Below are 25,265 nucleotides of genomic sequence, written 5' to 3' on the forward strand. Positions count from 1 at the left end.
CACCTCCCTCGGATCTCAAACAACGCACCCCATCAGCCTACAACAGGCCGTGTCCCGTTCCATCCGGCTGATGGAGCAGGGCCAGCAGCGCCTCGAGGAAGGCTTCGGCTCGGAAGGGCTTCTCCAGGAACCCGAGACGCCGCAGCCCGAGGGCGCTGGGGTTGATCGGAAGCGGATGGCCCATGCCCAATACGAGGGTGGGGATGGGCTCCTTCTGGAAGGCGCGAAGAGAGCGGTGGAACCGTTCGAGGCGCGGCGTCCGCTCCAGCACCAGCACGTCGGGTTGGGCCTGCTCGCGGCTGTCGCGCAGCAGGCCGCGCAGGTCCTCGAAGCTCCGTGCCTGGCCACCTCCCAGCTCGATCAGGGTGGTCAGCGCTTCGCAGGCGAGGGGATCCTGATCCACCACCCAGACCTGCCGGCCTGCGAGAGCCTGCGCCGCCGGTGTTTCCAGTCGGGAGGCCGTCGGAAGGTAGACCCGCGGCCGAAGCCCGCCGTGGAGGTCCTGATCCAGTTCCAGCAGGCCTCCGACCTCCAGCACGGACTGGCGCAGCCAACCCAAACCGAAAATGGTGGCGACGGGCCGGGTGCGGCCGGCCTGGGCGCGCACGTGCAGGAGTCCGAAGGTCCGGCTGCCCAGGAGGACAGATTCGAGGATCAGGGTGAGGCGTCCCTCGGGCGCATGCTCAAGCGCATGGAGGGCCAGGTGCGTGGCGATGCGGCGCAGCGCATCGGGATCCATCGCCAAAGGCAGGGCCTCGGCCTCCAGCTGAAGCGAACCCCCCACGGGGAGGATCGTCTGGAGCCAGGGCAGCACCATCGTGAGGGCCTCCTTTCCGTCCAGGTGGGGCCTGGGTGTCTGCGGATCCGGGGACGGGTCCAGTCGGGCCGCGGCGGCGCCGATCTGATCGACCACCGCATGTAGGGGTCCCTGGGGAAGCTCGGAACGGAAGCGCTCGATGGCGGCGGACAGGGCGAGCAGGGCGTTGGTCCGCTGACGGCGGCCCTCCTCGGCGCCCCCGGCCTCGAGGGCCCCGGCCCCGCTCAGGCTGAGGGATCCGGCGGCCGGGTCGCGCATCCAGACCAGGGCCATGCCCCGATCGAAGGCGGCGGCTTCCAGACCCATTTGACGGAAGGTGCCGTCCTCGCTGACCTGGGTGGCCTGGGTCGCACCGCAGCCGTACTGCAGCAGCTGGCTGCGCAGATCCTCCCAGACCGCGGTCACCCCGCCCTGGAAGATGGCATCCAGCGCATAACCCCGCAGCCGATGGCGGGGGAGTCCGGCCAGCTGGCTGAAGGGGCCGTTGGATTCGAGGATCCTTCCCTGCGCGTCCACGAGCCACATGGGCTGCCGGGCCTCGAGGCCCAGGGCGAGGGCCGGAGGGGTGCCCAGGGTCTTCTGATCGAGAATGGCGAGGGCCACGCGCAGGCCTTCGCCCCGGCCCTCGACCCAGGCCCCTTGGCTCCTCAGCCAGCGGAGCTGCTGAAGCGCGACCAGACCCAGGAGGATGCCCGCAAGCAGCGCCGCGGACCAGGAAACCCGGGGTGCTCCGGCCGGGAGGAACCGCTGCGCCAGGGCACCCAGGCCCAGTGCCGCGGCGCCCACGAGGGGCATGCGGACCTCGAGCTGGCGGCCCTTCGCCCAGCGGTAGGCGAGATCCGAGCACAGCAGCCAGAGCAGGCCTTCCAGTGCGGCACCCACCCAGAAATGGGCCACCTCGCGCGCCGGCAGGTGCAACCGCAGGAGCAGCAGCAGCAGGAAGCCCGTGGCTCCACCGACGCCCAGCGCCAGCCGCCGGACGCCCTGCACACCTTCGCGCTGGGCCTGCAGGAAGAGGGTGAACCCGAAGAGCGCGCCGCCGAGCTGCGCGGTGGGCACGGGGCTGCCCGCGAGGTGCGCCCAGGGCAGCGCGAGCATGGTGAGGATGCCACCGAGGAAGTAGCCGTAGCTGAGGCCGATCCGTCCTTTTCGGCGGAAGATCCAGAACCCCAGCCAGGGCGGCAGGGGCAGCAGGAGGGCGGCGATCAGGTCCGCAACGGCCATGGGAGGAATCCTCTCTTGAAGCGTCTCACAGAAGGGTCGCGGGCCAGATGCCGCGCAGCGCGTTCATGCACCACAGCTGGCCGGCACTCATCTGGGCGGGGGATAGGTGGTCCTGCTCGGTCCGGAGCCCCCTGGATGCGGCCCATCCGGGGAGATCCAGTCGTTCCGCCAGGCTGGCCACGCGGCCGGGAGCCGGCGGCACCACCAGCACCTGATCGACCTGCAGGGCGATGGACGTAATGGCGGTTTCCGCGAGGGAACCATCGGACCAGGCGAGCAGAGCGTCTTCGGCACCTCGGGCGCGGGCCCGGGCGAGGGGCTCGACCCACCACGCTCCCGCCAGTCCCTTGTGGGTGACCAGGGGATCCGCTTGTCGGAGAGCCAGGGGATGCGGCATTAGGACCAGGCGGTACGGCGCCGGGGCGACCGGTAGGGCCTCCAGCTTGGCGGACAGAAGCCCCAAATCCGGATGCAGGATCAGTCGCAGCGCGGCGTCTTGACCGGACAGGCTCGAACCCAGCCAGGCTTCGATTTCAGATTGAAGGCCCGGCAGCCAGGGCGCGGGATGACCCTGGATCGACGCCCCTGCTTCCAATCGCCGCAGATGCGCTTCCAGATGCCGGGGGATGCCCTGCAGCACGGGCAGGGCCGTGCGGGGCAGGGGACCGGTCGTTGGCACGGGCGCAGGTGTCACGCCGGCGCCCGGACCGAAGGATCGAAGACCGTTCATGCCAACGGCACGTTGGGATGCGCGAGCTGGCCGGCTCGGCCAGAGAGCCGGACGGCGAGGGCGGCGGCCTCCAGGAAGTTCTGGGCATCCGCGATCCATTTCCCGGCCTTGTCGAAGGCCGTCCCATGGTCGGGGCTCGTGCGGATGAAGGGCAAGCCCAGCGTGAGGTTCACGGCGCGGGCGGGTTCGAGAACCTTGACGGGGATGAGGCCCTGGTCGTGGTACAGCGCCACCACCAGGTCGAACTCGCCGCGAGAGGCTCGCCCGAAGAGGCTGTCCGAGGGCAGGGGACCGAAGAAGCGCGGCGCGGGCCGGGTATCGGGCAGGTCTCCGGTGGCGAGGACCTCCAGCCCGCGCTGTCCTGCGGAATGCTGCGGCGGGGCCACTTCCGATGGGGGCAGCGTGAGGCGGAAGGGGGAGACGGAGGCGGATGCCGGGCCCTTGGCGGTGGGGAAGTCCATGAAGGCGGCCTCGGCCTGCACGATGGCCTCTTCCAGCAGGACCTCTTCTCCACCGAAGGCCCCCTGTTCGCCGGCGTGGGGATTCAGGGCGCAAAGCGCCACCCGCAGGTCGAGCTTTCCGGTGAGCCGGATGAACTGATCCGCCGAAAAGACGAGGGTTTCCGCCACCTCGTCGGCATCGATGGTTTCGACGACCGAGCGCAGGCTCTGATGCACGGTGTGGAGCACGACGTTCAGGCGCGGGCTCACGAAGGCCATGCGGGTGATGGGGGCGCCCGACAGGTCCTGGAGATACTCGGTGTGGCCGGGGATGTCGTAGCCGGCCAGGTGCGCGGCGGACTTGGCCATGGGCAGGGTCACGAGGGCATCTGCCGCACCGCTGAGCGCCATCAGGGCGGCCACACGGATGGCTTCGACCGTGGCCTGCCCGGAGGCGGCGGAGCCTTCGCCAAGGGTCAGATCTGCGGTCCCGATCTCAGGCGTGGGATCCAGCCAGAGCGCTTCTCCCAGGATCTGGCCGGGCGTTTCGCCCAGGGAAAGCACCTGCAGGCCGTACGCCTTGCCCGAGAATCCCCCGGGGGGTTGGATCGGCGGCTCCACCCAGCGCCAGGCCACGGGGGCGCCGGGGCGATCGAGCAGCAGATCCACGCCGCCCTTGCATCCCACCACGGTCACATCCGTCCAGGGCCGGATGGACGAAAGGCCCGCCAGAAGCAGCTCCGGGCCGATGCCGCAGGGATCTCCGAGGCTGATGACGATGTGCGGACGACGGCTCATGGAGTCCCCTGCGTACTGGTGCCAGGGCTCAATCGTAGACCGGGATCTCGACCTCGGCGGCCAGAGGCTCTTCCTTCTTGGAGGAGCGGCTGCGGCGGATGCGCGGCTCTTCCTCCTGCTTGTAGATGTACTTGATGTTGTGCTTGGGCACGAGGACGTTGGGTTCCTTGACCCGGTTGATCTTCAGGCAGTGCTTGTCGTACCACTCGATGACGCCCCGCACCTTCTCGTCGTCCTGAAGCACGATCACCATCGGCGTCTTGGACTGCATCTGCTTGAGGTAGTAGAAGCTTTCGGCGTTGGTCTGTTCGGGCGGAGCGATCTTCCGCCGGGGGCTGCCCAGTCCCTGGGGAGCCGTGGCGGCCGAGGGATTGACCGCCGGATTGGGTTCACCGCTCGACGTCGTCGCCGGAGGAAGGGCAGTCATGGCTTCCCCTCCGCCACCTTTGGCAGGGATCCCAAGCTTGTCTTTCAATTCACTGAGATTCGGTCGGATGAGCTTCCGGTTCATGGAGGATCCTGGCCCAGTGGGCGGTACGGGAGATGTCAAAGGCATCGGCCAGTGGCCGAACTCCGATCAGACCTGGACAGCCAGACCCGTGAATGGGCGGACTGAGCGCACTGAAAGGGGATGAACCACTGTGGCAGGTGCCGAGCGGCCCCTGCAAGGGTGGATGCCAATTTTTGATGCTTGAAAGCAGGGAGAAGTTTACGACTGATCGGCCTGCGGCGCCATTGCCTCTTCATTTCGTTGGACCGGAAGGAAAATCTGGACGAGGGTGCCCTGGCCGGGACTGCTTTCCACTTCGATCTGCCAGCCCATGGCCTCGATGAATTTGTAGACCAGGCTCATGCCCAGTCCTGATCCCTCTTCAAAGCTTCCCGCGAAGGGCACAAACAGGCGGTCCAGCTGCTCGGGCGTCATGCCGCAGCCGTTATCGGAGACGGTGAGTCGAATGGAGGCCTCGCTGACGAGACAGGCCAGCCGCACCGATGGCGCGGGCACGTGCTTGACCGCCTTGCGGGCGTTGCTGAGCAGGTTCATCAGGGCCCGGTGGAGGCCCGTGGGATCCGCCTGGATCCACACCGGAGGCACGGGTTCCATGGCCAGCGTCAGGCCCACGGTGCGCGGGTCCATCTCCCAGCTGGAACGCACCTCTTCGAGGATCTTGGGAAGGAACAGCACGGCGCCGTTGGGGGAGGCCACCTTGGCGAAATCCAGGAAGTCCGACACGATGGCCCCGACCCGGTGGGTTTCCCGCTCCAGGATGCCCAGCACACGGGTGCGCACCTCTTCGGGAGAGCCTTCCCGGCCCAGCAGCTGGACGCATCCGCTGATGGAGGCCAGGGGGTTTCGGAGTTCGTGGGCGAGTCCTGCGGTCAGCTGCCCGATGGCCGCCAGCCTTTCGCTGATGCGGGTGCGCTCCTCCAGGGCCTTGAGGTCCGTGAGGTCCTGGAACAGCAGGAGCTGCCCGGATTCGATGCCCGAGGAATCGCGAAGCGAGGCCAGGTGTCCGCCGAGGATACGGCGCTCCTTGCCAGGCCCGGGGAGCACCACTTCGAACCGGTGCTCACGCCCCCGGCGCCAGGGGATGGGATCGCCGATGGGCAGCAGGTCTTGAATGGGCGCCCCCGTGGTGATCGGCAGCCCCAGGATGGCCTCGGCGGCGGGGTTGGCGGACGTGATCAGGCCTTTCAGATCCAGCGTGATCAGCCCCGAGCTCATGGACTCCACCACGCGCTGGTGCAGGGCGGACAGCTTGTCTACGGCGGCTTCGCTGTCCTTGAGGTCGGTGCGGAGCCGGTCCAGGTTCCTCCGGATGAGCACGACCACCAGGGTTGCCGCGAAGACCTGCAGGGAGGCGATGCCGAGCAGGTAGGAGAGGCGGCCCTGGTCCGGTTCCCCCATCTCGCCTGAAAGGCCGAAGGGGGGGAACAGGTTGAAGGCGAAGCCGAGCACCAGGAAGACGTGGGTCAGCGACGAGGCGACCCCGACCCACACGATCTCCACCGTGCTGAGGTAGAAGGCCGAGGCCAGGACGGGAAAGATGTAGAGCGTGGCGAAGCGCTCCTGGACCACCCCGTGGAACGCGATGATCAGGGTGACCATGGCCAGGTCCAGCGCGAGGTTCCACCAGATCCAGGCCTTCGGGGGCGTGCTGAACAGGTGCCCCGAGGCCAGCTGGCTGCGTCCCGACTCCCAGGCCGATTCGGCGAACATCAGCAGGAGGACCAGGAGGTAGGCCAGTTCCCCCGGGCCCGAAGGCCTGGTGTCGATGGGCAGGGCGGCATGCAGGATCAGCAGGCCGAAGGTGGCGAACAGGCGGAAGGAGAGCGGAAGGAAGGGGGCGCTCGGGTCTGATACACCCAACCGGTCCAATGTGCGCTGGAGCATAGCGTTCATGGTGCCCGAATCTGCCATCCTATGGGCGTGTCCAACACCGCCGCCTCATCCACCCCATCCCTCCGAGCCGCCGGCATGCGGCAGACCCCGCAGCGCGAAGGCATCCTCCACGTGCTGAAGGACTCCGACCGGCCCCTGACGGTGGAGGAAATCTGGGAGCGCATGCCCGAGCGGCGATCAGGCCTGCCGACGGTGTACCGGAACCTGGAGCGCTTCGTGCGCGAGGGCTGGGCCGAGAGCATCCTCGGCGCGGATCAGGTGATGCGCTTCGTCCGCTGCGATTCGCGCCACCACCACCACCACCTGCAATGCGAGCGCTGTGGCCGCACGGCGGAGGTGGATGCCTGCGGTCTGGAAGAGTCCTTGAGGAAACTGGAATCCCTCTCCGGTTTCCAGATCACGCGCCATCAACTCATGCTCTTCGGCCTTTGCGGAGCCTGCAGTGCTGAAAAAGATCGTTGACCGGATCGCGCGCCATTGCTAGTCTTGATGTCTAACGCGGGTGTAACTCAGTGGTAGAGTGCAACCTTGCCAAGGTTGAAGTCGTGGGTTCAAATCCCATCACCCGCTCCACTAACCGGGCCGCGCAAGCGGCCCGGATCGTTTGAAAACCAGTGCAACACCAAGGCGCCGTAGCCAAGTGGTAAGGCCCGGGACTGCAAATCCTGTATTCATCGGTTCGATTCCGATCGGCGCCTCCAACCAGCCCCCGCAAGGGGGCTTTCTCGTGCCGATCGGAATCGAAGTCGAGGATGGCGCGCAGGTAGGCCCCGCCTCGGGCGCCACTGAATGTGGCGGCCGGGGCGAAGGGGGCCGTGCGCAGCCAGCGCGCGGCGGGAACCGGATTCCGATCGGCGCCTCCAACCAGCCCCCGCAAGGGGGCTTTCTCATGCCGATCGGAATCGAAGTCGCGGATGGCGCGCAGGTAGGCCGCGGACCCGCGCACGTCGCGCCACACCCGTTTCAGTCGTCGGGCGATCCCTTCCCGGATCGCCCGTCAGCGTTCACATATGTTCGGGCTGGGGGACTGGGCGATCGTCAGTGACTTGCTTCGCGGCGGAACCCGATGCCAGGCCCAGAATCACGCCCAGCGCCAACGACCACAGGGCCGCCAGGCCCACCTGGAAGTCCACGGGCAGGCTGAAGGTGAGCGTGTGGGCGGGAATCCAGAACCAGACGAGGGTCCGAATCGCGGGCGCCATGCCGTCGAAACCGCGCCGACCCAGGATGAGGTTGTCTTCCAGGCGATGGAACAGCATCATCTGGGGCCCGAAGAATACGTTGGTGAGGGTTGATAGCGCGAAGGCCCAGCCCATGCCGGTTCCGAGGAAGGCCGGCAGGATGTGGTGATCCAGAAGCGCCTTGGTGAACCCCTTCATGCCGACGAATCCGGCCTTGATCACCAGCCCGAGCAGGGCCCAGGCAAGGACCTTGGCCGAGAGTTGGAGGGGGGTGCAGGGCAGGGTGAAGCGGCGGGCCCTCAGGCTGGCCGCCACCAGTTCCCCCAGCGTGCCCAGGAGGCCGAATTGGAGCGCGGCGGACAGGAAGGGGTGGGCCTGCACCCAGAGGCGATAGGTATCCATGCCTGCAGGCTACCGGGGGCCGGGCCGGGCGGGGGTCACAGCCCGCTTTCAGCGGCCGTCGATCCAGCCGCCGCCAAGCACCTCGCCATCGCGGTAGAAGACCACGGCCTGGCCTGGCGCGATGGCGCGCTGGGGTTCGGCGAAGGCCACCTTCACCCGGCCGTCGGGAAGCGGGATGACGATGGCCTCGGCCTCAGGGGCGCGGCTCCGGATGCGGGCCTCGCAGGCGATGGGTGCCGCCGGGGCCCCATCGACCCAGCTCAGCTCCCGCGCCACGAGGTCCCGGGACATCAGGCCCGATTCCGGCCCCAGCCAGATGGTGTTGGTGTCTGGATCGATCCGAACGACATAGAGCGGCTCGGTGGAAGCCACCCCCAAACCGCGCCGCTGGCCGATGGTGTGCCTCCAATAGCCCTGATGGTGACCCAGGACACGACCGTCCAGGTGCCGGATCTCGCCTTCGCCCCGTCCGGGATCGCGCCCTTCAGATTCCAGGAAGGCATCGTAGCGGTCCTGGGTCACGAAGCAGATTTCCTGGCTTTCGGCTTTTTCGGCCAGATGCAGCCCCAATTCGGCGCCCAGCTGGCGGACCTCGGGTTTCGTGAGGTGGGCCAGGGGGAACAAGGTTCGGGCGAGGCTCTCCTGGGTGTGGTGGAAAAGGAAATAGCTCTGATCCTTCGCGGCGTCGGATGCCTTTCGGAGGTGCCATTTCCCCTCGGCGAGGGAGATGGTCGAGTAGTGTCCGGTTGCGACGAAAGCCGCATCCATGGAATTGGCCCGATCCATGAGCGCAGAGAATTTAAGGTGTTGATTGCAACGGATGCAAGGGCTTGGGGTTTCGCCGTTCAAATACCCTTGGATGAAACCTTCGATGACGGTGTCGCGGAACTTCGCCTCGAAGTCCATCACGTAGTGCGGAAATCCCATCTCATAAGCCACTCGGCGAGCATCTTGGAAGTCATCCAAAGTGCAACACTTCCCGTCCGAATCTCGGGTCGTCTTCTTGTCGAAGAGTTGCATGGAAATGCCAATGACCTCGTACCCTGCGTGGTGAAGGAGGGCCGCCATGACCGAGCTGTCGACACCTCCGGACATGGCCGCGAGGATGCGGTCGCCCTGGCGCAAGGTTGGATGGGTGCGCAGGGGAGCCAGGGCGAAATCAAGCAGGTCACTCAAGATCAGGTCCTCAGTCGCCGGAGGCGCAGGAACGAGGCCGCCAACAGCAGGAGAAGGGGGGCGAGAACGCCCCAGTAGGCTGGAATTTCGGAAGCTCGGGCGGCGCCTCCGAAGAGGGTCTGGAGCCCGAGGAAGATGAGCCCCGCGACCAAGCCGGCGCCAAGGGCCTGGCCACGACCCTGTCGGGGTCCCGGGAAGGCGTACGAGAGCATGGCCAGGGCCAGGCAGGGACCTGCCAACCAGCCCAGGATCCTTCCCCACAACATGTAGGCCCGCTCGGGATCCGGAGCCCAGGCCTGCCAGCGGATCAGATCCAGGGTGCGCGCCTCCTCGGCGTTGGCTGCGTTGCGCAGGGCCTGGGAAGGGAACAGGCGCTCGGCTGGAGGGCCCTGAACCAGACGCAGTCCACCCCAGGCCAGGGCCTCTGAATGGGAATCCCCCATGCGCCAGTGCAGCAGGATCGGGGCTTCGCCTGGGGCCTTGAGGGGAAATCCCCACCGTTGCTCAGCCTGGAGGTGCCAAAGCACACCGGTCGATCCAAGGTAGAGCCAGGGCTTGGTCGCGGTGGCGTTCTGGGATCGCTTGAGGATTTGTCTGTAGAGCGTGTTGGCACGGCCCATGGCGAAAGGCGCCACGCCGACCTGGAGAAGCAGTGTGAGACCGGCCACCAGGCCCCAGGCCCATCGGCTGCTCCAAAGCCACCGCAGGAGGCTCACGCCCCCCGCCCGGAGGGCCAGCCACTCCCGGTTCAAGGCGGCCTCTGAAAGGGTCAGGAGGGATCCAAGCAGGAAGGCCATCGGAAGGGCGACCACCAGAAACGGCGGAAGATTCCAGATCCAATATCGAACAAAAACAATAAAATGGACACCATTCTTCGACAGATCTCCCGCCAGGGTCGCGTACTCCACCAGCAGGTTCAGCACGAGCAGGCTGCCAAGGGCTGAGGCCCAATTTCGCCACCAGGCGAGGGTGGCCCAATGTCTCAGCACCCCGTGCTGGGTGCCCTTGCCATGCAGCCAGCAAAGGGCGGAATCCTTGGATCGCTGAAGGCGGCCGAGAAGGGGGTTCAGTTGGTGTCGAAACGGCCTGAAGACCGGCGCCAACTGTCTTATCAATCGACTGGAATGGTGGGGCTTGAGGCGTTCACGCAGGAGGAGCCAGCCACCCACAAGGAAGGGGATCGGCACCAGGAGCATGGGGGCAATGGTTTGAATCTTTCCACCCATCCACATGTTTTCAAAGTACTTCATCACCAGGTAATAAAGCATGATGATGCCGAGGCTCTTGAGGATCGCGCCCCCTCGGTAGAACCGGGGATGGCCAAACCCCAGGGCGATCCCCAGCAGCAACAAAGCCGCGGCGGCCAGGGGCAGCGTTACCCGTCGGCAGAATTCCTGAGCCGCCTGCAGGCGCTGCTCCTTGGATTCCGGCGTTGCTTCGGCGAGGGGCGACGAGGCCCAGAGCTTGCGGAGCAGGGCCGCCGAGCTTTCGTAGCGCATGGGCGTCGGGGGTAGCAGACGGGTGCCTGCGGCGATGGCGAACCGGAGGACCTGCTCCTTCTGGCTCAGGTGCAGGACGCTCCCTGCTCCGGAGGTCTGGTAGAGCGCCCCCTGGAGCCCGGAGAGGTGAAGCTGCAGCTCGGATGATCCGTCAGGCTTGGCTTCAAGGGCGTAGGTCATGGAGGAGGCCGTCAGGTGCTGCACCCCCTGGGGTGTGGACTCCATGATGTGGATCTGCCCCTCGGGAGACACCCAGAAGGCTGAGTGGGGCGCGCTCGGGGGAAACCAGGGTGGGGCACCGGGCCGAAGGAACCTGGCCTTGGCCTCCTCGGCCATTCGGACCTTGATGGACTGTTGGATTCGCGCCGCAGCGGGAACCAGGAAATGGGCATTGAGGGTGGCGAGCAGCACCAGCCAGAAGGACATGCGGATCCAGGGTGCCGTCCAGGTGCGCCGTCCGGCGCCGAGTCCCTGGGCTGCCACGAGTTCGGAGCCTTCCATCATCTGCTGGGTTCCCAGGAGGCCGCCGAGGACCGCCGCCATGGGGATGACCGTCCCCAGGTTTTCGGGCATGGAGGTCAGCAGCAGCGGCACGAGCCAGCGGAGTGGAGCGCCTTCTGAAAAGATCTCTCGGGAGATGGCAACCATCTCCCAGGACAGGAGGAGGAACCCATAGAACAGAAGGGCACCCAGGAACGGGGTGGCCCAGCGTCTCAGGACGTATCGCGTCAGCAAAGGAGGCACCTTGAGGTCAATATTTGACTTTCGATAATGTATATTATGTAACCTTGAATACAAACCAGCGAACTGGCCCGCGAATCATAAGACCTTGGCTGCCAAGAGATCGTGGATGTGCAGGACACCGCACGGAGCTCCCTTCCGGGTCACGATGAGAAAGGTGATCTTCCGGGCCTCCATGGTTCCGGCCGCTTCCAAGGCCAAAGCCTCTTCATCGATGGTGGATGGCGTCCGGGTCATGATGCGTTCCGCGGTCAGATCCAAGGGATTGCCGCCTTCCTTTTCAGACCTTTCCAATGCGCGGCGGATGTCCCCATCCGTCACGACCCCGGACAGAACCGATCCCTTCATGACGCTGGTCATGCCGAGCCGACCTTCAGTCATGGCTTTCAACACCTGGGTCAAAGAGGCCTCGGGCGGCACATTGGGCCACGAATCGTGCATTAAGGGGCCAACTTTGATGAGTTTGGCTCCAAGACTTCCACCGGGATGGTTCAAGGCGAAGAGGTCCCGGGTGAAGCCCTTCCGAACCATGAGGCTTCCGGCCAGGAGGTCGCCCCAGACCAACTGGAGGGTGGTGCTCGCCATGGGCGCAAGATCCAAGGGGCAACCCTCCCCGAGGGGCAGCCGATAGCTGAAGGTCCAATCCGCGGCCACTCCCAGGCTGCTTTCGGGTTTGGCCGTGATGGCTGCGAGGGGGATTTCCAGACGAAGGAGGCTGGGAAGCAGCCGCACCACTTCCTCGCTCTCACCGCTGTTCGAAAGGGCCAGAACCGAATCCTCGGGCGTCACCATGCCGAGGTCGCCGTGCAGGGCTTCCGCAGGATGGAGGAAGAAACTCGGACACCCGGTGGATGCGAGGGTGGCGGAGATCTTCTGTGCGACGAGCCCCGACTTGCCCATGCCGGTCAGGACGACGCGTCCGGGTCGGGCCACCACCATGCTGGTCCAGTCGTCAACCTTGCGGGCATCCCAACCGCCCCTGAGGTCGTCGAGTGCTCTGCGGGCCGCGTCCAGTACGGCGTTTCCAACTTCCAGTGCCCCGGCACCCTCGTTCTCATCCTTCACTGCGCAGACTCCGATGCTATGACGAGCAAGGTGTTCATGCTACCAGCCCTTCTGCCCCTATTCCCCCTGCCCCAGGTCGTGCTCTTTCCGCAGACCTTTCTGCCGCTCTACATCTTCGAGCCGCGATACCAGGAGATGACGGTGGAGGTGCTCAATTCCCACCACCACCTGGTCATCGCCCTGATGCGGGAAGCTCCAGAGGCGGGCGCCCTCGGGGAAAAGGCGCCCGTGTTTGAAACGGGCTGCCTGGCAGAAGTGGTGCGAGCAGAACCCCTCACCGGGGGCAGGTGGAACCTGCTGCTTCAAGGCAAGAACTCCGTGAAGATCCTCGAAGAAGCCCCGGGAAAGCCGTACCGTCAGGCCAGGACCGAAACTGTGCCATTCGATGCTTCGGTGCTTTGGCCGGGACCTCACCGGCGCCGCCTGATGGAATCGTTGCACGCCTACGCTGCATCCGAAGGGATCGAAGTTCAATTGAAAGAGCTGCTCGATCTTCCCTTGGAAGACATCGGCCGATTGAACACGTTGGCCATGGCTCTGGATTTCGAGCCCACGGAACGCCAGTTCCTGCTGGAGTCGAAGGACCTTCTGACCCTCGCCGACCGCATGCTTCAGTTGCTGGATTTTGCCGTGGGCGGCCGTTCCATCCAGGGGCTCTAGGCTGGTTCGCCTCATTCCATTTGCTACACTGGCTGCGGCCCTGTAGCTCAGCGGTCAGAGCTGGCGGCTCATAACCGCTTGGTCGTGGGTTCGAACCCCACCGGGGCCACCATTTGCCATGGCTGGCGACAAGGACGAGGGCACATGAAGTGTCCTCGTTAACCCTTGTCATATTTGGCTGTTAAAGGCGATTGCCTAGATGATCCATTTGCGGAGTTCCCCCTCGGCGAAGATCAGGTGGGCCAGCATCGCCTCGGACGCCTTCTTGGGAGACCGGGAGCGGATGGCTTCCAGGATCTCGGAATGCTGATCGATGATCCGCTGCGCGTTCTGGATGTTGTCGTGGTACAGCTGTCGCCGGGCCACGGAATTGGCCTTGGCGAATTCCTCGGACACGGTCTTGAACAGCTTGGTGAGCAGGCTGTTGTGGGTGGCCTCGGCCACGGCGTAGTGGAAGGCCGCGTCGAATTCCTCGCCCTTTTCGGGATCGAGCACATTCAACCGTTCGCGCATCTTTTCGAGCATGGCCTCGATGTGATCCAGCTCTTCTTCCGTGGCCCGTTCAGCGGCCAGGCTGGCCGTGGCCGTTTCGAAAATGCGCCGCATCTCGAACATATCGAGAAGTGAACTGCGCTCCACCGCCAGGAACATCGCCAGAGGCCGGATGATGTCGTCGGTCTCGGTGCCTCGCACGAAGGTGCCCTCTCCCGGCCGGATATCGATGACACCGAGCATCTCCAGGGTCCGGATGGCCTCCCGCACTGAGGCGCGGCTCACCTGGAACTGTTCCGCCAGTTCCCGCTCGGCCAGCAGCTTGTCCCCGGGCTTCAACCGGCCATCGGTGATGAGTTTTTTGATCTGCTCCACGATCTCTTCGTAGAGGCGCTTGGTCTTTATCGGGGTGAAATCCATGGGGTCACTTTGAAATGGACGTCTAAACAGTAGGAAAAAAGAACATGCAACCTGTGATCAAAATACCACGCTCACTACTGGTCTGACCACTAGACCCATTGTAATCTTCGGCCAGGATCTTTTCAAAAACGCTATCTATCCATCATCTACCCCCTTAAAGGAGGCTTCATGACCCCCTGGACTCAGGTCTATTCCCCCGTGGCGGGGAATATCTTTCTTTCCGCCCTGGTGGCCGCCTTGCCGGTCTTTGTGCTCCTGGGTTTCCTGGCCAAGCACGTGAAGGCCCATTACTCCGCCATCCTGGGCCTCATCACCTGCCTGGCCGTCGCCATCGCCGTCTACAAGATGCCTGCAGGTCTGGCCGGCATGGCCGCCGTCAACGGCGCCCTCTTCGGCCTGGCGCCCATCGGCTGGATCGTGCTGAACGCCATCTTCATCTACGACATCACCGTGAAATCCGGCGATTTCGAGGTGGTGAAGCACTCCATCGCGGGGCTGGCGGGGGATCGCCGCATCCAGGCCCTGCTCATCGCCTTCAGCTTCGGGGCCTTCATCGAAGGGGCCGCGGGCTTCGGCACCCCGGTGGCCATCAGCGCCGCCATGCTCATCGGCCTGGGCTTCCGCCCTCTCCAGGCCGCCGGCCTTGCATTGATCGGCAACACGGCTCCCGTGGCCTATGGCGCCCTGGGTAGCCCCCTCATCGCGCTCGCCGGTGTCACCGGCCTGCCCCTGGACATGCTGAGCGCTGCCGCGGGCCGCATCCTGCCCTTCTTCTCGTTGATCGTGCCCTTCTGGATCATCTGGACCATGGCCGGACGCAAGGCCATGTTGGAAGTCTGGCCGGCCTGCCTGGTGGCGGGCGGCAGCTTCGCCATCACCCAGTTCGCCGTGAGCAATTTCCATGGCCCCTGGCTGGTGGACATCATCGGCGCCATCGTCTCCATGATGTCCCTGGTGCTCTTCCTGAAGGTATGGCAGCCCAAGACCACCTGGCGCTACGAGCATGAGCGGGAAGAACCCCACGCCGCCAAGGTCGAGCAGCCCACCCGCAAGGTCGTGAAGGCCTGGATGCCCTGGGTGTTCCTCTCCCTCTTCGTGTTCGCCTGGGGCACGCCGCAGGTGAAGACCTTCCTCAATGGCGGCACCAAGGAGAAGCCGAACTTCCTCGCGGGGTACACCGTCAAGACCTTCGAGATCCCCCTGCTCCACAAGAACGTCATCAAGGCCCCGCCCGTGGTCGCCAAGGCCTCCGTCGAACCGGCCACCTGGACCTTCAATTGGCTCTCCCTCACGGGCACCAGCCTGCTGCTCGCGGGCATCTGCAGCGGCCTCCTGCTGGGCTTCCGCCCCATGGCCCTGGTCCGCATCTTCGGCCACACCATCAATCGCGTGAAGATCTCCCTGCTCACCATCGCGGCCATGCTGGCCCTCGGTTTCGTGTCGAAGTCCGCCGGCCTGGACGCCACCATGGGCCTGGCCTTCGCCAGCACCGGCGCTCTCTTCCCCTTCTTCAGCGCCATGCTGGGCTGGTTGGGCGTGGCCCTCACGGGCAGCGACACCTCCGCCAACGTACTGTTCGGCGGCCTGCAGAAGATCACCGCCCAGCAGCTGGGCCTGAACCCGATCCTCACCGCGGCGGCCAACACTACCGGCGGCGTCATGGGCAAGATGATCGACGCCCAGAGCCTCGTGGTGGCCTCCGTCGCCACCAACCAGCAGGGCGAGGAGGGCACCATCCTCCGTTACGTGTTCTTCCACAGCCTCTCCCTGGCGGCCATGGTGGGTATCGTGATCTTCCTCTACGCGAAGGTCCTGCCCGCGAACTGGATGCCCCAGCTCCCGCCTCCCGCTCCGACAGGCACGACGGCGGCGCCCGCCGCTCCCGCCCTGCCCGTCCCCGCGAAGTAAGCAGGGCGGCCTTTCGACGAACGCATGGAATCCCGCCGACCTCAACACCTGTCGGCGGGATTTCGCACCACCCCGCAAGGAATGAGGATCTTTTTCATGACCACTGCCAGTACCCCCCTGAGGGAATCCATCGCGGCCATCGTGGGGCCCGACCGCGTGCTCGACCGACCCGTCGACCTCATCGCCTTCGCCTCGGATGCCAGCTTCTACCGGCTCATCCCCAAGGCCGTGGCCTTCGCGTCGAACGTGGAGGAGGTTCGTTCGCTCTTCCGTCTGAGCCGCGAACGGAAGATCCCCATGACCTTCAGGGCCGCGGGCACCAGCCTCTCGGGCCAGTCCGTGTCGGACGGCATCCTCGTGGAAGTCGCCCGCAATTGGCGCGGCATCCAGGTGCTGGAGGGCGGCGCCAAGGTGAAGGTCCAGCCCGGCGTCATCGGCGCCCACGTGAACCATGCCCTCAAGTTCTTCAAGGCGAAGATGGGCCCCGATCCCGCCTCCATCAACACCTGCACGGTGGGCGGCATCCTCTCCAACAACTCCAGCGGCATGTGTTGCGGCGTGACGCAGAACGCCTACCACACGCTCGAATCGCTGACCTTTGTGCTGCCCTCGGGCACCGTGATCGATACGGCTTCGCCCGACGCCAATGAACAGTTCTGCGCCCTGGAGCCAGCCTTGGCGCAAGGGCTTTTGAACCTCAAGGCCGAACTCCTGGCCAACCGGCCCCTGGCCGAGCGCATCCGCGCCAAGTACCGCATGAAGAACACCACGGGCTATTCGCTGAATGCCTTCATCGATTTCGATCGGCCGGTGGACATCTTCCGCAACCTGCTGGTGGGTTCCGAAGGCACCCTCGCCTTCATCGCCGAGGCGGTGTTGAAGTCGGTGCCCGATCTGCCCGTGAAGGTGACGGGCTTCCTGCTCTTCCCTGATCTCCACGCCGCCTGCGCGGCCATTGTGCCCCTGCGCGACGCGGGCGCGGCTGCCCTCGAGATGCTGGACCGCGCCTCCCTGCGATCCGTCGAGAACCAGCCGGGCACCCCGCCCTCCATCAAGACCCTGCCCGAAGGCGCCGCCGCCCTCCTCGTGGAGTTCCAGGGCCCCAACGAGTCGGCCCGCGCCGAGTTGGAGCGCCTCGCCCTGGCCGCCGCCGGGAACCTCACCCTGCTGGAGCCCGCCCGCTTCACCCATGATCCCGTGGAGCAGGCCCTCTTCTGGAAGATCCGGTCGGGCACCTTCCCCTCCGTGGGCGCGGTGCGCAAGCGCGGCACGACGGTGCTCATCGAGGATGTGGCCTTCCCCATCGACAAACTGGCGGACGCGGCGGTGGACCTTACCAAGCTCTTCGCCAAGCACCGCTATGACGAGGCCATCCTCTTCGGTCACGCCAAGGACGGCAACCTGCACTTCGTCATCACCCAGTCCTTCAACGATCAGGCCGCGGTGGACCGCTATTCGGCGCTCATCGATGACGTGGTGGAACTGGTCGTCAAGAAATACGACGGGGCCCTCAAGGCCGAGCACGGCACGGGCCGCAACATGGCCCCCTTCGTGGAAGCCGAATGGGGACCGGAAGCCAAGGCCGTCATGGAAAAGCTCAAGGCCCTCGTGGATCCCGAGCACCTGCTGAACCCCGGCGTCATCCTCAACGCCGATCCCAAGTGCCACCTGGCCGACCTCAAGCCCATGCCCGGCGTGGAGGAGGAAGTCGACAAGTGCATCGAGTGCGGCTACTGCGAGCCCAAGTGCCCCAGCCGCGAACTCACGCTCACGCCCCGCCAGCGCATTGTCGTGCGCCGCGAGATGGCCCGCCTCGAATCCAGCCGCGAGAACCCCGCCCTGCTCGCCTCCCTGCGAGAAGCCTGGCCCTACATGGCGCTGGACACCTGCGCCGTGGACGGCCTGTGCGCGACGGCCTGCCCCGTCAGCATCGACACGGGCCAGCTCACCAAGCGTTTCCGCAGGGCCAACCACAGCCGACGGGCCCAGAAGATCGCTCTTTCCGTCGCGCGGAACTTCGCCACCGTGGAACCCATCATGCGAGTGGCCCTGCGCTCGGGTCACCTCGTGCAGAGCCTCTTCGGACCCAAGGTGATGCCCTTCATCACGCGGGTCCTGAAGACCTTCGGCGCCTCCCACCAGTGGAGCCCCGAGATGCCCAAGGCCACCAAGGCGCCCCTTCCCCTGACTTCGAACGAGAAGGCCCAGGCCATCTACTTCCCCGCCTGCATCTCCCGCATGATGGGCCACCTGCCGGGAGAACCCGAGGAGATGAGCCTCGTGGAGGCCCTCGTGAAGGTGGCGGAGCGGGCCGGTGTTCCGGTCCACATCCCGCGCGATGTGGAAGGCACCTGCTGCGGCGTGCCCTTCTCGTCCAAAGGTTTCGACCTGGCCCACAAGTACACCGTGAACCATGCCATCGAAAAGTTCTGGGAATGGAGCGACGGGGGCCGTTTGTCCATCGTCATGGACACCAGTCCCTGCACCTACGGCATGATCACCAGCCGTGCCTATCTGACGCCTGAGAACCAGGCGAAGTTCGACAAGCTGAGGATTCTCGACAGCACCGCCTTCGCCCACGATGTGCTGCTGCCGCGGCTCCGGGTCACGCACAAGGTGGGTTCGGTGGCGCTGCACCCGGTCTGTTCGGTGACCAAGATGAACCTGTTGCCCAAGCTTGAAGGCGTGGCCAAGGCCTGTGCTGACAACGTGGTGGTGCCGCGCGACGCCGGCTGCTGCGGGTTCGCGGGGGACCGGGGCTTCACCCACCCCGAGCTGACGGCTTCGGCCACCAAGCATGAGGCCCGCGAAGTGAAGGCCCAGGCCTTCGACGGCCACTACGCCAGCAGTCGCACCTGCGAGGTGGGCATGACGCGATCCACCGGCGCGGTCTATCGGAGCTTCCTATACTTGCTGGAATCCGCGACCCGGCCGGAGGTGGTCCAGTGAGCTCGAAACCGACCAAGGTCTACTTCTACGGCACCTGCCTGGTGGATCTCTTCTTTCCGGATGCGGGCATGGCAGGCATCCAGCTCCTGCGGGAGGCCGGGTTGGAGGTGATCTTCCCCCAGGGCCAAACCTGCTGCGGCCAGCCCGCCTTCAACTGCGGCTACTGGGAGGAGGCACGTGACGTGGCCCGCACCCAGGTCGCCCTCTTCCCCCAGGACCTGCCCGTGATCCTGCCCTCGGGCAGCTGCGCCGGCATGATGAAGGTGCACTATCCGGAACTGTTCCACGGCCAGCCGGACGAGGCGAAGGTCCGCGCCTTCAGCGCCCGTGTCTTCGAGCTGACCCAGTTCCTGGTGGAGGTCCTCGACGTGAAACTGAAGGATCTGGGCGAGCCCGTGAAGGTGACCTGGCACAGTTCCTGTCACGCCGTTCGCGATCTGGGCTTGAAGGGCGAACCCCAGTCCCTGATCGGCCAGCTGTCGAATGTCACCCTGGCCCCGTTGGCACGGGAGCATGAATGCTGCGGCTTCGGCGGCACCTTCTCCGTGCGCCAGCCGGAGATCTCGGGGGCCATGTCCTGCGACAAGGCCGCGGATGCCGAAGCCACCGGCGCCTCCGTGGTCCTGTCCACGGACGGCGGCTGTCTGCTCAATGTGAACGGCACTCTGGAGGCGAAGCAGAGCCCCCTCCGCGTCCAGCACATCGCTGAATTCCTGTGGGAGCGGACCCATGCACGTTGAATCCGAAATCCACTTCCGCGACGCCGCTGCGAAGGCATTGCTGGATCCCCAGCTCCGGGCCAATTTCCGCCGGGCCATGGATGGCCTCATTTCCAAGCGCCGAGCCCAGTTCCCGGATCCCCGCGACCTGCAGGATCTGCGGGATCTCAGCACGGCCATCCGCTCGCGCAGCCTGCTGAACCTTCCCGATCTGCTGGAGCAGCTGGAAGCCAGCTGCAGGAAGAACGGCATCCAGGTGCACTGGGCCGAGACCTGCGAACAGGCCAACGAGCTCATCCTGGGCTTGCTCCAGGCCAAGGGTGCCAAGACCCTCGTCAAGGGCAAGAGCATGGTCTCCGAGGAGATGCACCTCAACGCCTTCCTTGAATCCAAGGGCATCGAGGCCCTCGAATCCGACCTCGGCGAGTACATCATCCAGCTCGATGGCGAGACGCCGAGCCACATCATCATGCCTGCCATCCACAAGAACAAGGATCAGATCGCCCGGCAGTTCAGCCAGAAGATCAAGGACGCGAAGTACACCGAGGACGTTGATGAGCTCACGGCCATGGCCCGCAAGGTGCTGCGCCAGAAATTCCTCGATGCGGACGCGGGCCTATCGGGCGTGAACTTCGCCGTGGCCGAGACCGGGACTCTCTGTCTCGTGGAGAACGAAGGCAACGGCCGCATGAGCACCCACGTGCCGCCCCTGCACATCGCCGTGATGGGCCTGGAGAAGGTGGTGGCGCGCCTGGAGGACGTGGCGCCGCTGTACTCGATCCTCACGCGCTCAGCCACGGGCCAGGCCGTGAGCACGTACTTCAACCTGATCTCGGGCCCTCGAGGCACCGGCGAGAAGGATGGCCCCCAGGAAGTGCATCTGGTCATCCTCGACAACGGCCGCTCGCGGATCTACGCCGATCCCCAGCTGCGTGCCACCCTGCGCTGCATCCGCTGCGGCGCCTGCATGAACCACTGCCCCGTCTACACCCGCGTGGGCGGCCACGCCTACGAGGCCGTCTACCCCGGCCCCATCGGCAAGATCCTCACGCCCCAGATGGAAGGCGTCGGCGTCCGCCACGACCTGATCCATGGATCAAGCCTCTGCGGCGCCTGCGCGGAGGTATGTCCGGTCGAAATTCCCATTCCCGAAATCCTCGTGCGCCTGCGCCGCGAGGCCACCCATGAGGATGCCGGGTCCAAAGTGGAAGGTCGCGGCACGGGCCGCACGGCCACGGAAGACTGGGCCTGGCGACTCTGGGCCGGCGTGCTCAAACGCCCCACCCTTTATCGTCTGGCCGCCTGGTTCGCCACGCGCTTCGGCAAGGCTCTGCCGACCGGGGCGCCGCTCATCAAGGATTGGACGCGGACCCGCACCAAACCCGTTCCAGCCCGCCGCTCACTGCAAGAGCGCATGCGCGCCGAGGGAGCCCGCCATGACTAACGCCACCGCCGATGCCCGCTCCGCCATCCTGGGCCGCCTCCGCGCTTCCATGGATACGGGCCCCCTGCCCGGCCTCGACACCGCCGTGCTCGAACGGCGCGCCTGGCCTGCCGCCGAACGCGTCGTCCGCCTGCGGAAAGGCATGGAGGCCGTCCACACGGAATTCCTCGACGCCACCCCCGCCGATTGGCCCGCGGTGGTCCGTGCCTTCTGCGACCGGGAGGGGCTGAAGAACCTGCTCTTCGGGCCGGCCAGCGAAGCGGGCGCCGCTCTGGCAGACGCCTGGACCCCCGGCGGCACCCAGCTCCTGCCCTATGACCGTCCCGTGGAAACCTTCAAGGAGGAGCTCTTCACGGGCGTCGATGCCGGGTTTACTGACACCGTGGGCGGCGTGGCCGAAACCGGCGGACTGCTGCTGATGCCCGGCCCCGCCGAACCCCGGCTCATGTCCCTGGTACCGCCCATCCACATCGCCCTGCTGCGGGCCTCCACCATCCAGAACACGTTCTGGTCCGCCGTGAAGTCCCTGGGATGGGGACGCCGCCTGCCCCCCAACGCCCTGATGATCTCCGGCCCCAGCAAGACCGCCGACATCGAGCAAACTCTCGCCTATGGCGTCCACGGCCCCAAGCGCCTCATCGTCGTGCTCGTGCAAGATCTCTCGTAGACGCAGGCCCAGGCCTACGCTACACTGTGCGTTCTGGCTGGGTAGCTCAGGTGGTTAGAGCGAGGGTCTCATAATCCCTAGGTCGGCAGTTCGAGTCTGCCTCCAGCCACCACTCAGAAGATCGGAGCCACGGCCCCGATCTTCTTCTGTACGTACGGCAAGGAAGGCAGACTCGGACTGCCGAGAAGCAGTGGCGGCCCGATAGGCCGCAGCGAGCAAGGCCCCAGTGGGGCCTGCGCAGCGTCCGCGGGCGTGGCCAGCCACGCGCCAGTTCGAGTCTGTCGGCCGAGTCTTGGGCGCGTGGTTCGAGATCTGAGATTCTCCTTAGAAACATCAGATATTAATATCAAAGACAGCTTGACCTCGAACAACCCCACGCGGTGTCCGCATTACCAGTCCGTTCCAAGCCTCAGCCAAGGAGTCCCATGCGTTGCTTCAAGAACTCGATTACCCACCACGCCTCATCCGTCATGCGAACGGTGGTGGCGTTCGTCGTCATCGCAGGTTCCCTTGGGATCCTAAGGGCTGGATCCAACCCGTCGGATGCGAAGGCCGAACTCGAACTCACCTCTTCGGACGCAGACCTGGTGAAGGGCTTCGCCTGGGCAAAGAAGCAGGCTCTGGCCTACGTCTTCGAGGGGGACCCCGTGGGGCCTTGGTACGAGGCCGCGCTGCCTGGGCGAATGGCCTTCTGCATGCGGGACACGGCCCATCAGGCGAACGGGGCGCAGGCGCTCGGCCTGGCCCGGCACACGAAGAACATGCTGCACCGCTTCGCGGAGAACATTTCGGAATCCAGGGACTGGTGCAGCTACTGGGAGATCGATCGGCTGAATCGCGCCGCGCCGGCCGACTACAAGGACGACAAGGACTTCTGGTACAACCTGCCGGCCAACTTCGACGTGCTGGACTGCTGCTACCGCATGTACCTCTGGACGGGCGATGCGGCCTATCTGAACGATCCCGCCTTCCTGAATTTCTACGACCGGACGGTGAACGAGTACGTCCAGCGCTGGGACCTGGGGCTCGACCGGATCATGCAGCGGCGCCGCGCGATGAACCAGACCCCGGCGAAGGACTCGACTCTGAAGTTCCGCGGGGCACGCGGCATCCCCGGCTATGACGAGGGGGATTCGCCCTACTGCGCCAGCCTCGATCTGCTGGGCACCCAGTACGCCGCCTACCAGGCCTACGCCCAGATCCAGGATCTCCGCGGCAGCCATGACAGGGCCCGTCAATTCCGGAAGAAGGCCACAGGCGTCCGCGCCCTCGTCAACACGACCTGGTGGAATCCGCAGGGCGGTTACTTCCACGCCACGGCGCTGGGGCCAGGTTCGTTCGAGGGGCGCGGAGGCCTGGACCCGCTCTATTACGGGATCGTGAACGAAGGCCCCCAGGCCAAGGGGGCCGTCGATGAGCTGGTGGCGGCTATCCGCAAGGATCCTTCCTCCGAAAGCGTGGAGGGACAATCCCACCAGGCCGAGGTCCTGTACCGGTGCGGCCTTCCGGATCTGGCCAGCCAGCAGCTGCTGGATCTCACGCAGGAACGCCGGTCGAGGCAGGAATATCCGGAGGTTTCCTTTTCGGTGGTGGGGGCCATCGTGACGGGCCTGATGGGGATCGAGGTGGTGCCCACCTCCCCCTTCTCAGTCCTGCGGAGGGAGGCTCCGGCGCCCGTGGCCGTGAGGACCCTGCCCGCCCTCGGCAAGCTTGGCTGGGTGGAGCTGAGGCACCTGCCGGTGAGGGACAACCAGATCGGCCTCCGGCACGAGGCGGGGCGCTCCAGCACCTTTCACAATGAGCGCGGGCCGGACCTGACCTGGGAAGCGGCCTTCGAGGGGCGCCACCAGGTCCTCCGGGTCAACGGCAAAGCGCAGAAGGCCCGTCTGGAACGCGGCCCCCTCGGGCGGACCATGTCCGTGGTGCGGCTGCAGGTCCGGGCCGGAGGGACGGCCACGGTGGCGTTGTTGAAGGCTCCGAGCCCGACTGGGCGCTGAACCGAGTCCTGAGGCCTAGGCTCTGGTCTTTGGCAGGAAGCTGCCCTGCTTCAGTCGGAAGGTCTCCAGGCTTTCACTTCATCCTGAAAGGCCGTGTGCTCCTCGGGGGTATCCACATCCCGCCAGCCCTCCAAGCCGCTATCCAAGATCAGGTGCGGCAGTGCGTTCACGAGGTCCCGAAGCGAGGCCCCGCGGGCCTGGGCGAGGTTCGGGCGGAGCGCCGCGGGCAGCCAGCCGCCCAAGGGTTGCAGCATGCCTTCGGACCGGGCCAGGATCCAACGTTCATGGGCCGGATCGAGGGCTTCGGCCTGATTGATCCAGGCCCTCAACGCGTCTGCTCGCCAGCGCACCTGATCGCAACCGACCACCCACCACAGGTCCGCTGCGGGACTAGGCGCCAGGGCCCAGGCGCGGAGGGCCGCCGCAGGCCCTTCGCGGGGATCTTCCACCAGGGGCAGCTCCGGCAGGTCCTGCAGAGGTTCTCCGAGCACCTGAACGGGGCCTTCCGGAAACACTTCCCGGAATACGTCGATGAGGTGTCTTCCCCAGCTCGCGCCCGAAGGGTGGGCCAGGTTGTGCTTGGGCGCGCCCATGCGGGAGCCCCGCCCGCCCGTGAGCAGCAGCATCCCGACCTTCATTCGCCGACCTTCATCTGACCGCCCTCACCACATCCTCACGGTTCATTCCAGGATGCTCGCCGGACGATTTGCCGTCATGCTCAAAAGGCATTGGAGTACGCATGTCACGTTGGTCGCGCGGTTTGACCTACACCCTGATCCTGGTTCTATCCCTCGTGGGTTGCCGGCGCGCACCCTCGAAGGACGTGCCAGTGGTGGCCGCCGCGGCAGACCTCCAGTTCGCATTGGAAGAGGTCGCACAGCACTTCAGCGCCGGCACCGGCCTGCAGGTGAAGCTCGCCTTCGGCAGTTCGGGCCAATTCGCCAGGCAGCTGGAACAAGGTGCCCCTTTCCAGCTCTTCATGTCGGCGGACGAAGCCTTCGTGACCCGCCTGTCCCAGGCCGGCAGGACGATGGATGCCGGAACCCTCTATGCCATCGGACGGATCGGCCTCTTCGTGCCCCGGGGTTCGCCCCTGAAGGCAGACGGCAGCCTGGAGGACCTTCGCGTGGCATTGAAGGACGGACGCCTCCGATCCTTCGCCATCGCCAATCCCGAGCACGCGCCCTACGGCCAGAGGGCCGAAGAGGCGCTCCGCAGGGCGGGCCTGTGGGAAACCATCCGGCCGAAGCTGGTGCTGGGGGAAAACGCGAGTCAGGCAGCCCAATTCACCGCCTCGGGAAGCGCCCAGGGCGGGATCCTGGCCTATTCGCTGGCGCGGTTACCGCGGATCGCCGAAGCCGGAACCTTCGCCCTCATCCCTGCGGAATGGCACCGCCCCTTGGCCCAGCGCATGGTGTTGATGAAGGGGGCGGGGCCCGCCGCCAAGGCCTTCTACGTCTACCTGCAGCAGCCCGAAGCCCGGGGCATCCTGCAGAAGCATGGCTTCGTCCTTCCCGATGAAAGACCCTGAG

The 25,265-nt window shown here is 65.7% G+C and carries 20 protein-coding genes and 4 tRNA genes; 13 read left to right on the forward strand and 11 right to left on the reverse strand.

What is annotated here, in order from left to right; translation table 11 throughout:
• Positions 1-37: 37 nt before the first annotated feature.
• The 5 genes from QSJ34_RS03740 to QSJ34_RS03760 form a co-directional block, all read right to left on the reverse strand.
• Positions 38-2,041 carry a hypothetical protein gene (locus QSJ34_RS03740; protein WP_285570518.1) on the reverse strand — a complete coding sequence of 668 codons (2,004 nt, stop codon included), beginning with the start codon at positions 2,039-2,041 and terminating at the stop codon, positions 38-40.
• Positions 2,042-2,066: 25 nt separating this feature from the next.
• Positions 2,067-2,771, reverse strand: a complete 705-nt coding sequence (locus tag QSJ34_RS03745) for an aminotransferase class IV (protein ID WP_285570521.1) — start codon at positions 2,769-2,771, stop codon at positions 2,067-2,069.
• The gene (locus QSJ34_RS03750) at positions 2,768-4,009 is read right to left on the reverse strand and encodes a PdxA family dehydrogenase (RefSeq protein ID WP_285570523.1); all 1,242 of its coding nucleotides are present in this window, start codon (positions 4,007-4,009) and stop codon (positions 2,768-2,770) included. Before QSJ34_RS03750 ends, QSJ34_RS03745 begins: the two co-directional genes overlap by 4 nt.
• 28 nt (positions 4,010-4,037) lie before the next feature.
• Positions 4,038-4,436: an LSm family protein gene (locus tag QSJ34_RS03755; RefSeq protein ID WP_285570526.1), complete on the reverse strand. Its 399-nt coding sequence runs from the start codon at positions 4,434-4,436 to the stop codon at positions 4,038-4,040.
• 282 nt (positions 4,437-4,718) lie between these two features.
• Positions 4,719-6,413: a two-component system sensor histidine kinase NtrB gene (locus QSJ34_RS03760; RefSeq protein WP_285570528.1), complete on the reverse strand. Its 1,695-nt coding sequence runs from the start codon at positions 6,411-6,413 to the stop codon at positions 4,719-4,721.
• A 75-nt stretch (positions 6,414-6,488) separates the two neighbouring features.
• On the opposite strand from QSJ34_RS03760, the gene QSJ34_RS03765 reads away from it, so the two are divergent.
• The 3 genes from QSJ34_RS03765 (at position 6,489) to QSJ34_RS03775 (ending at position 7,114) form a co-directional block, all read left to right on the forward strand.
• Positions 6,489-6,875, forward strand: a complete 387-nt coding sequence (locus tag QSJ34_RS03765) for a Fur family transcriptional regulator (RefSeq protein WP_285570530.1) — start codon at positions 6,489-6,491, stop codon at positions 6,873-6,875.
• A 36-nt stretch (positions 6,876-6,911) separates the two neighbouring features.
• Positions 6,912-6,986: transfer RNA gene (locus tag QSJ34_RS03770), tRNA-Gly, on the forward strand.
• 53 nt (positions 6,987-7,039) lie between these two features.
• Positions 7,040-7,114, forward strand: a tRNA-Cys gene (locus tag QSJ34_RS03775).
• A gap of 303 nt (positions 7,115-7,417) precedes the next feature.
• Here the strand turns inward: QSJ34_RS03775 and QSJ34_RS03780 are convergent.
• The 4 genes from QSJ34_RS03780 to QSJ34_RS03795 form a co-directional block, all read right to left on the reverse strand.
• Positions 7,418-7,996 carry a hypothetical protein gene (locus QSJ34_RS03780; protein WP_285570532.1) on the reverse strand — a complete coding sequence of 193 codons (579 nt, stop codon included), beginning with the start codon at positions 7,994-7,996 and terminating at the stop codon, positions 7,418-7,420.
• A gap of 48 nt (positions 7,997-8,044) precedes the next feature.
• A complete protein-coding gene (gene mnmA, locus QSJ34_RS03785; RefSeq protein WP_420798827.1) occupies positions 8,045-9,121 on the reverse strand; it encodes a tRNA 2-thiouridine(34) synthase MnmA in 1,077 nt (358 codons plus the stop codon).
• A 53-nt stretch (positions 9,122-9,174) separates the two neighbouring features.
• A complete protein-coding gene (locus tag QSJ34_RS03790) occupies positions 9,175-11,406 on the reverse strand; it encodes an LptF/LptG family permease (RefSeq protein WP_285570537.1) in 2,232 nt (743 codons plus the stop codon).
• Between the two features lie 84 nt (positions 11,407-11,490).
• Positions 11,491-12,477 (reverse strand): KpsF/GutQ family sugar-phosphate isomerase, encoded by a 987-nt coding sequence (locus tag QSJ34_RS03795; protein ID WP_285570539.1) that lies wholly within the window; start codon positions 12,475-12,477, stop codon positions 11,491-11,493.
• Between the two features lie 36 nt (positions 12,478-12,513).
• Here QSJ34_RS03795 and QSJ34_RS03800 point away from each other — a divergent pair, with 36 nt between their 5' ends.
• Together QSJ34_RS03800 and QSJ34_RS03805 are read left to right on the forward strand one after the other, a co-directional pair.
• Positions 12,514-13,137, forward strand: coding sequence for an LON peptidase substrate-binding domain-containing protein (locus QSJ34_RS03800; protein WP_285570540.1), 624 nt, complete (start codon positions 12,514-12,516; stop codon positions 13,135-13,137).
• 36 nt (positions 13,138-13,173) lie between these two features.
• Positions 13,174-13,249, forward strand: a tRNA-Ile gene (locus QSJ34_RS03805).
• Positions 13,250-13,332: 83 nt separating this feature from the next.
• Here the strand turns inward: QSJ34_RS03805 and QSJ34_RS03810 are convergent.
• On the reverse strand, positions 13,333-14,049 hold the full coding sequence (locus QSJ34_RS03810; protein WP_285570541.1) for a FadR/GntR family transcriptional regulator: 717 nt from the start codon (positions 14,047-14,049) through the stop codon (positions 13,333-13,335).
• 168 nt (positions 14,050-14,217) lie between these two features.
• On the opposite strand from QSJ34_RS03810, the gene QSJ34_RS03815 reads away from it, so the two are divergent.
• The 7 genes from QSJ34_RS03815 to QSJ34_RS03845 all read left to right on the forward strand — a co-directional run bounded on the left by QSJ34_RS03815 (position 14,218) and on the right by QSJ34_RS03845 (position 23,733).
• Positions 14,218-15,957: an L-lactate permease gene (locus tag QSJ34_RS03815; RefSeq protein WP_285570544.1), complete on the forward strand. Its 1,740-nt coding sequence runs from the start codon at positions 14,218-14,220 to the stop codon at positions 15,955-15,957.
• 96 nt (positions 15,958-16,053) lie between these two features.
• Positions 16,054-18,906 carry an FAD-binding and (Fe-S)-binding domain-containing protein gene (locus QSJ34_RS03820; RefSeq protein WP_285570546.1) on the forward strand — a complete coding sequence of 951 codons (2,853 nt, stop codon included), beginning with the start codon at positions 16,054-16,056 and terminating at the stop codon, positions 18,904-18,906.
• Positions 18,903-19,646, forward strand: a complete 744-nt coding sequence (locus tag QSJ34_RS03825; protein WP_285570549.1) for a (Fe-S)-binding protein — start codon at positions 18,903-18,905, stop codon at positions 19,644-19,646. Before QSJ34_RS03820 ends, QSJ34_RS03825 begins: the two co-directional genes overlap by 4 nt.
• Entirely contained in the window at positions 19,636-21,069 is a 1,434-nt protein-coding gene (locus QSJ34_RS03830; RefSeq protein WP_285570552.1) for a LutB/LldF family L-lactate oxidation iron-sulfur protein, read from the forward strand. The genes QSJ34_RS03825 and QSJ34_RS03830 overlap by 11 nt, the downstream gene beginning before the upstream one ends.
• Positions 21,062-21,736 (forward strand): LutC/YkgG family protein, encoded by a 675-nt coding sequence (locus QSJ34_RS03835; RefSeq protein ID WP_285570555.1) that lies wholly within the window; start codon positions 21,062-21,064, stop codon positions 21,734-21,736. Before QSJ34_RS03830 ends, QSJ34_RS03835 begins: the two co-directional genes overlap by 8 nt.
• Before the next feature lie 35 nt (positions 21,737-21,771).
• A tRNA-Met gene (locus QSJ34_RS03840) sits at positions 21,772-21,848 on the forward strand.
• 313 nt (positions 21,849-22,161) lie between these two features.
• Positions 22,162-23,733 (forward strand): hypothetical protein, encoded by a 1,572-nt coding sequence (locus tag QSJ34_RS03845; RefSeq protein ID WP_285570558.1) that lies wholly within the window; start codon positions 22,162-22,164, stop codon positions 23,731-23,733.
• A 50-nt stretch (positions 23,734-23,783) separates the two neighbouring features.
• On the opposite strand, the gene mobA is transcribed toward QSJ34_RS03845, so the two are convergent.
• Complete coding sequence (gene mobA / locus QSJ34_RS03850) at positions 23,784-24,359, reverse strand: molybdenum cofactor guanylyltransferase (protein ID WP_285570561.1); 576 nt, start codon at positions 24,357-24,359, stop codon at positions 23,784-23,786.
• A 113-nt stretch (positions 24,360-24,472) separates the two neighbouring features.
• Here mobA and modA point away from each other — a divergent pair, with 113 nt between their 5' ends.
• Entirely contained in the window at positions 24,473-25,264 is a 792-nt protein-coding gene (gene modA / locus QSJ34_RS03855) for a molybdate ABC transporter substrate-binding protein (RefSeq protein WP_285570564.1), read from the forward strand.
• Position 25,265: the final 1 nt, after the last annotated feature.

This window comes from Geothrix limicola (assembly GCF_030268085.1).
GTDB lineage: Bacteria > Acidobacteriota > Holophagae > Holophagales > Holophagaceae > Geothrix > Geothrix limicola.

Excerpts from the sequence above, each read along its gene's own strand:
- QSJ34_RS03740 (WP_285570518.1), bottom strand. The coding sequence starts at position 2,041 with ATGGCCGTTGCGGACCTGATCGCCGCCCTCCTGCTGCCCCTGCCGCCC.
- QSJ34_RS03745 (WP_285570521.1), bottom strand. The coding sequence starts at position 2,771 with ATGAACGGTCTTCGATCCTTCGGTCCGGGCGCCGGCGTGACACCTGCG.
- QSJ34_RS03750 (WP_285570523.1), bottom strand. The coding sequence starts at position 4,009 with ATGAGCCGTCGTCCGCACATCGTCATCAGCCTCGGAGATCCCTGCGGC.
- QSJ34_RS03755 (WP_285570526.1), bottom strand. The coding sequence starts at position 4,436 with ATGACTGCCCTTCCTCCGGCGACGACGTCGAGCGGTGAACCCAATCCG.
- QSJ34_RS03760 (WP_285570528.1), bottom strand. The coding sequence starts at position 6,413 with ATGAACGCTATGCTCCAGCGCACATTGGACCGGTTGGGTGTATCAGAC.
- QSJ34_RS03765 (WP_285570530.1), top strand. The coding sequence starts at position 6,489 with ATGCGGCAGACCCCGCAGCGCGAAGGCATCCTCCACGTGCTGAAGGAC.
- QSJ34_RS03780 (WP_285570532.1), bottom strand. The coding sequence starts at position 7,996 with ATGGATACCTATCGCCTCTGGGTGCAGGCCCACCCCTTCCTGTCCGCC.
- QSJ34_RS03800 (WP_285570540.1), top strand. The coding sequence starts at position 12,514 with ATGCTACCAGCCCTTCTGCCCCTATTCCCCCTGCCCCAGGTCGTGCTC.
- QSJ34_RS03810 (WP_285570541.1), bottom strand. The coding sequence starts at position 14,049 with ATGGATTTCACCCCGATAAAGACCAAGCGCCTCTACGAAGAGATCGTG.
- QSJ34_RS03815 (WP_285570544.1), top strand. The coding sequence starts at position 14,218 with ATGACCCCCTGGACTCAGGTCTATTCCCCCGTGGCGGGGAATATCTTT.
- QSJ34_RS03820 (WP_285570546.1), top strand. The coding sequence starts at position 16,054 with ATGACCACTGCCAGTACCCCCCTGAGGGAATCCATCGCGGCCATCGTG.
- QSJ34_RS03830 (WP_285570552.1), top strand. The coding sequence starts at position 19,636 with ATGCACGTTGAATCCGAAATCCACTTCCGCGACGCCGCTGCGAAGGCA.
- QSJ34_RS03835 (WP_285570555.1), top strand. The coding sequence starts at position 21,062 with ATGACTAACGCCACCGCCGATGCCCGCTCCGCCATCCTGGGCCGCCTC.
- QSJ34_RS03845 (WP_285570558.1), top strand. The coding sequence starts at position 22,162 with ATGCGTTGCTTCAAGAACTCGATTACCCACCACGCCTCATCCGTCATG.
- mobA (WP_285570561.1), bottom strand. The coding sequence starts at position 24,359 with ATGCTGCTGCTCACGGGCGGGCGGGGCTCCCGCATGGGCGCGCCCAAG.
- modA (WP_285570564.1), top strand. The coding sequence starts at position 24,473 with ATGTCACGTTGGTCGCGCGGTTTGACCTACACCCTGATCCTGGTTCTA.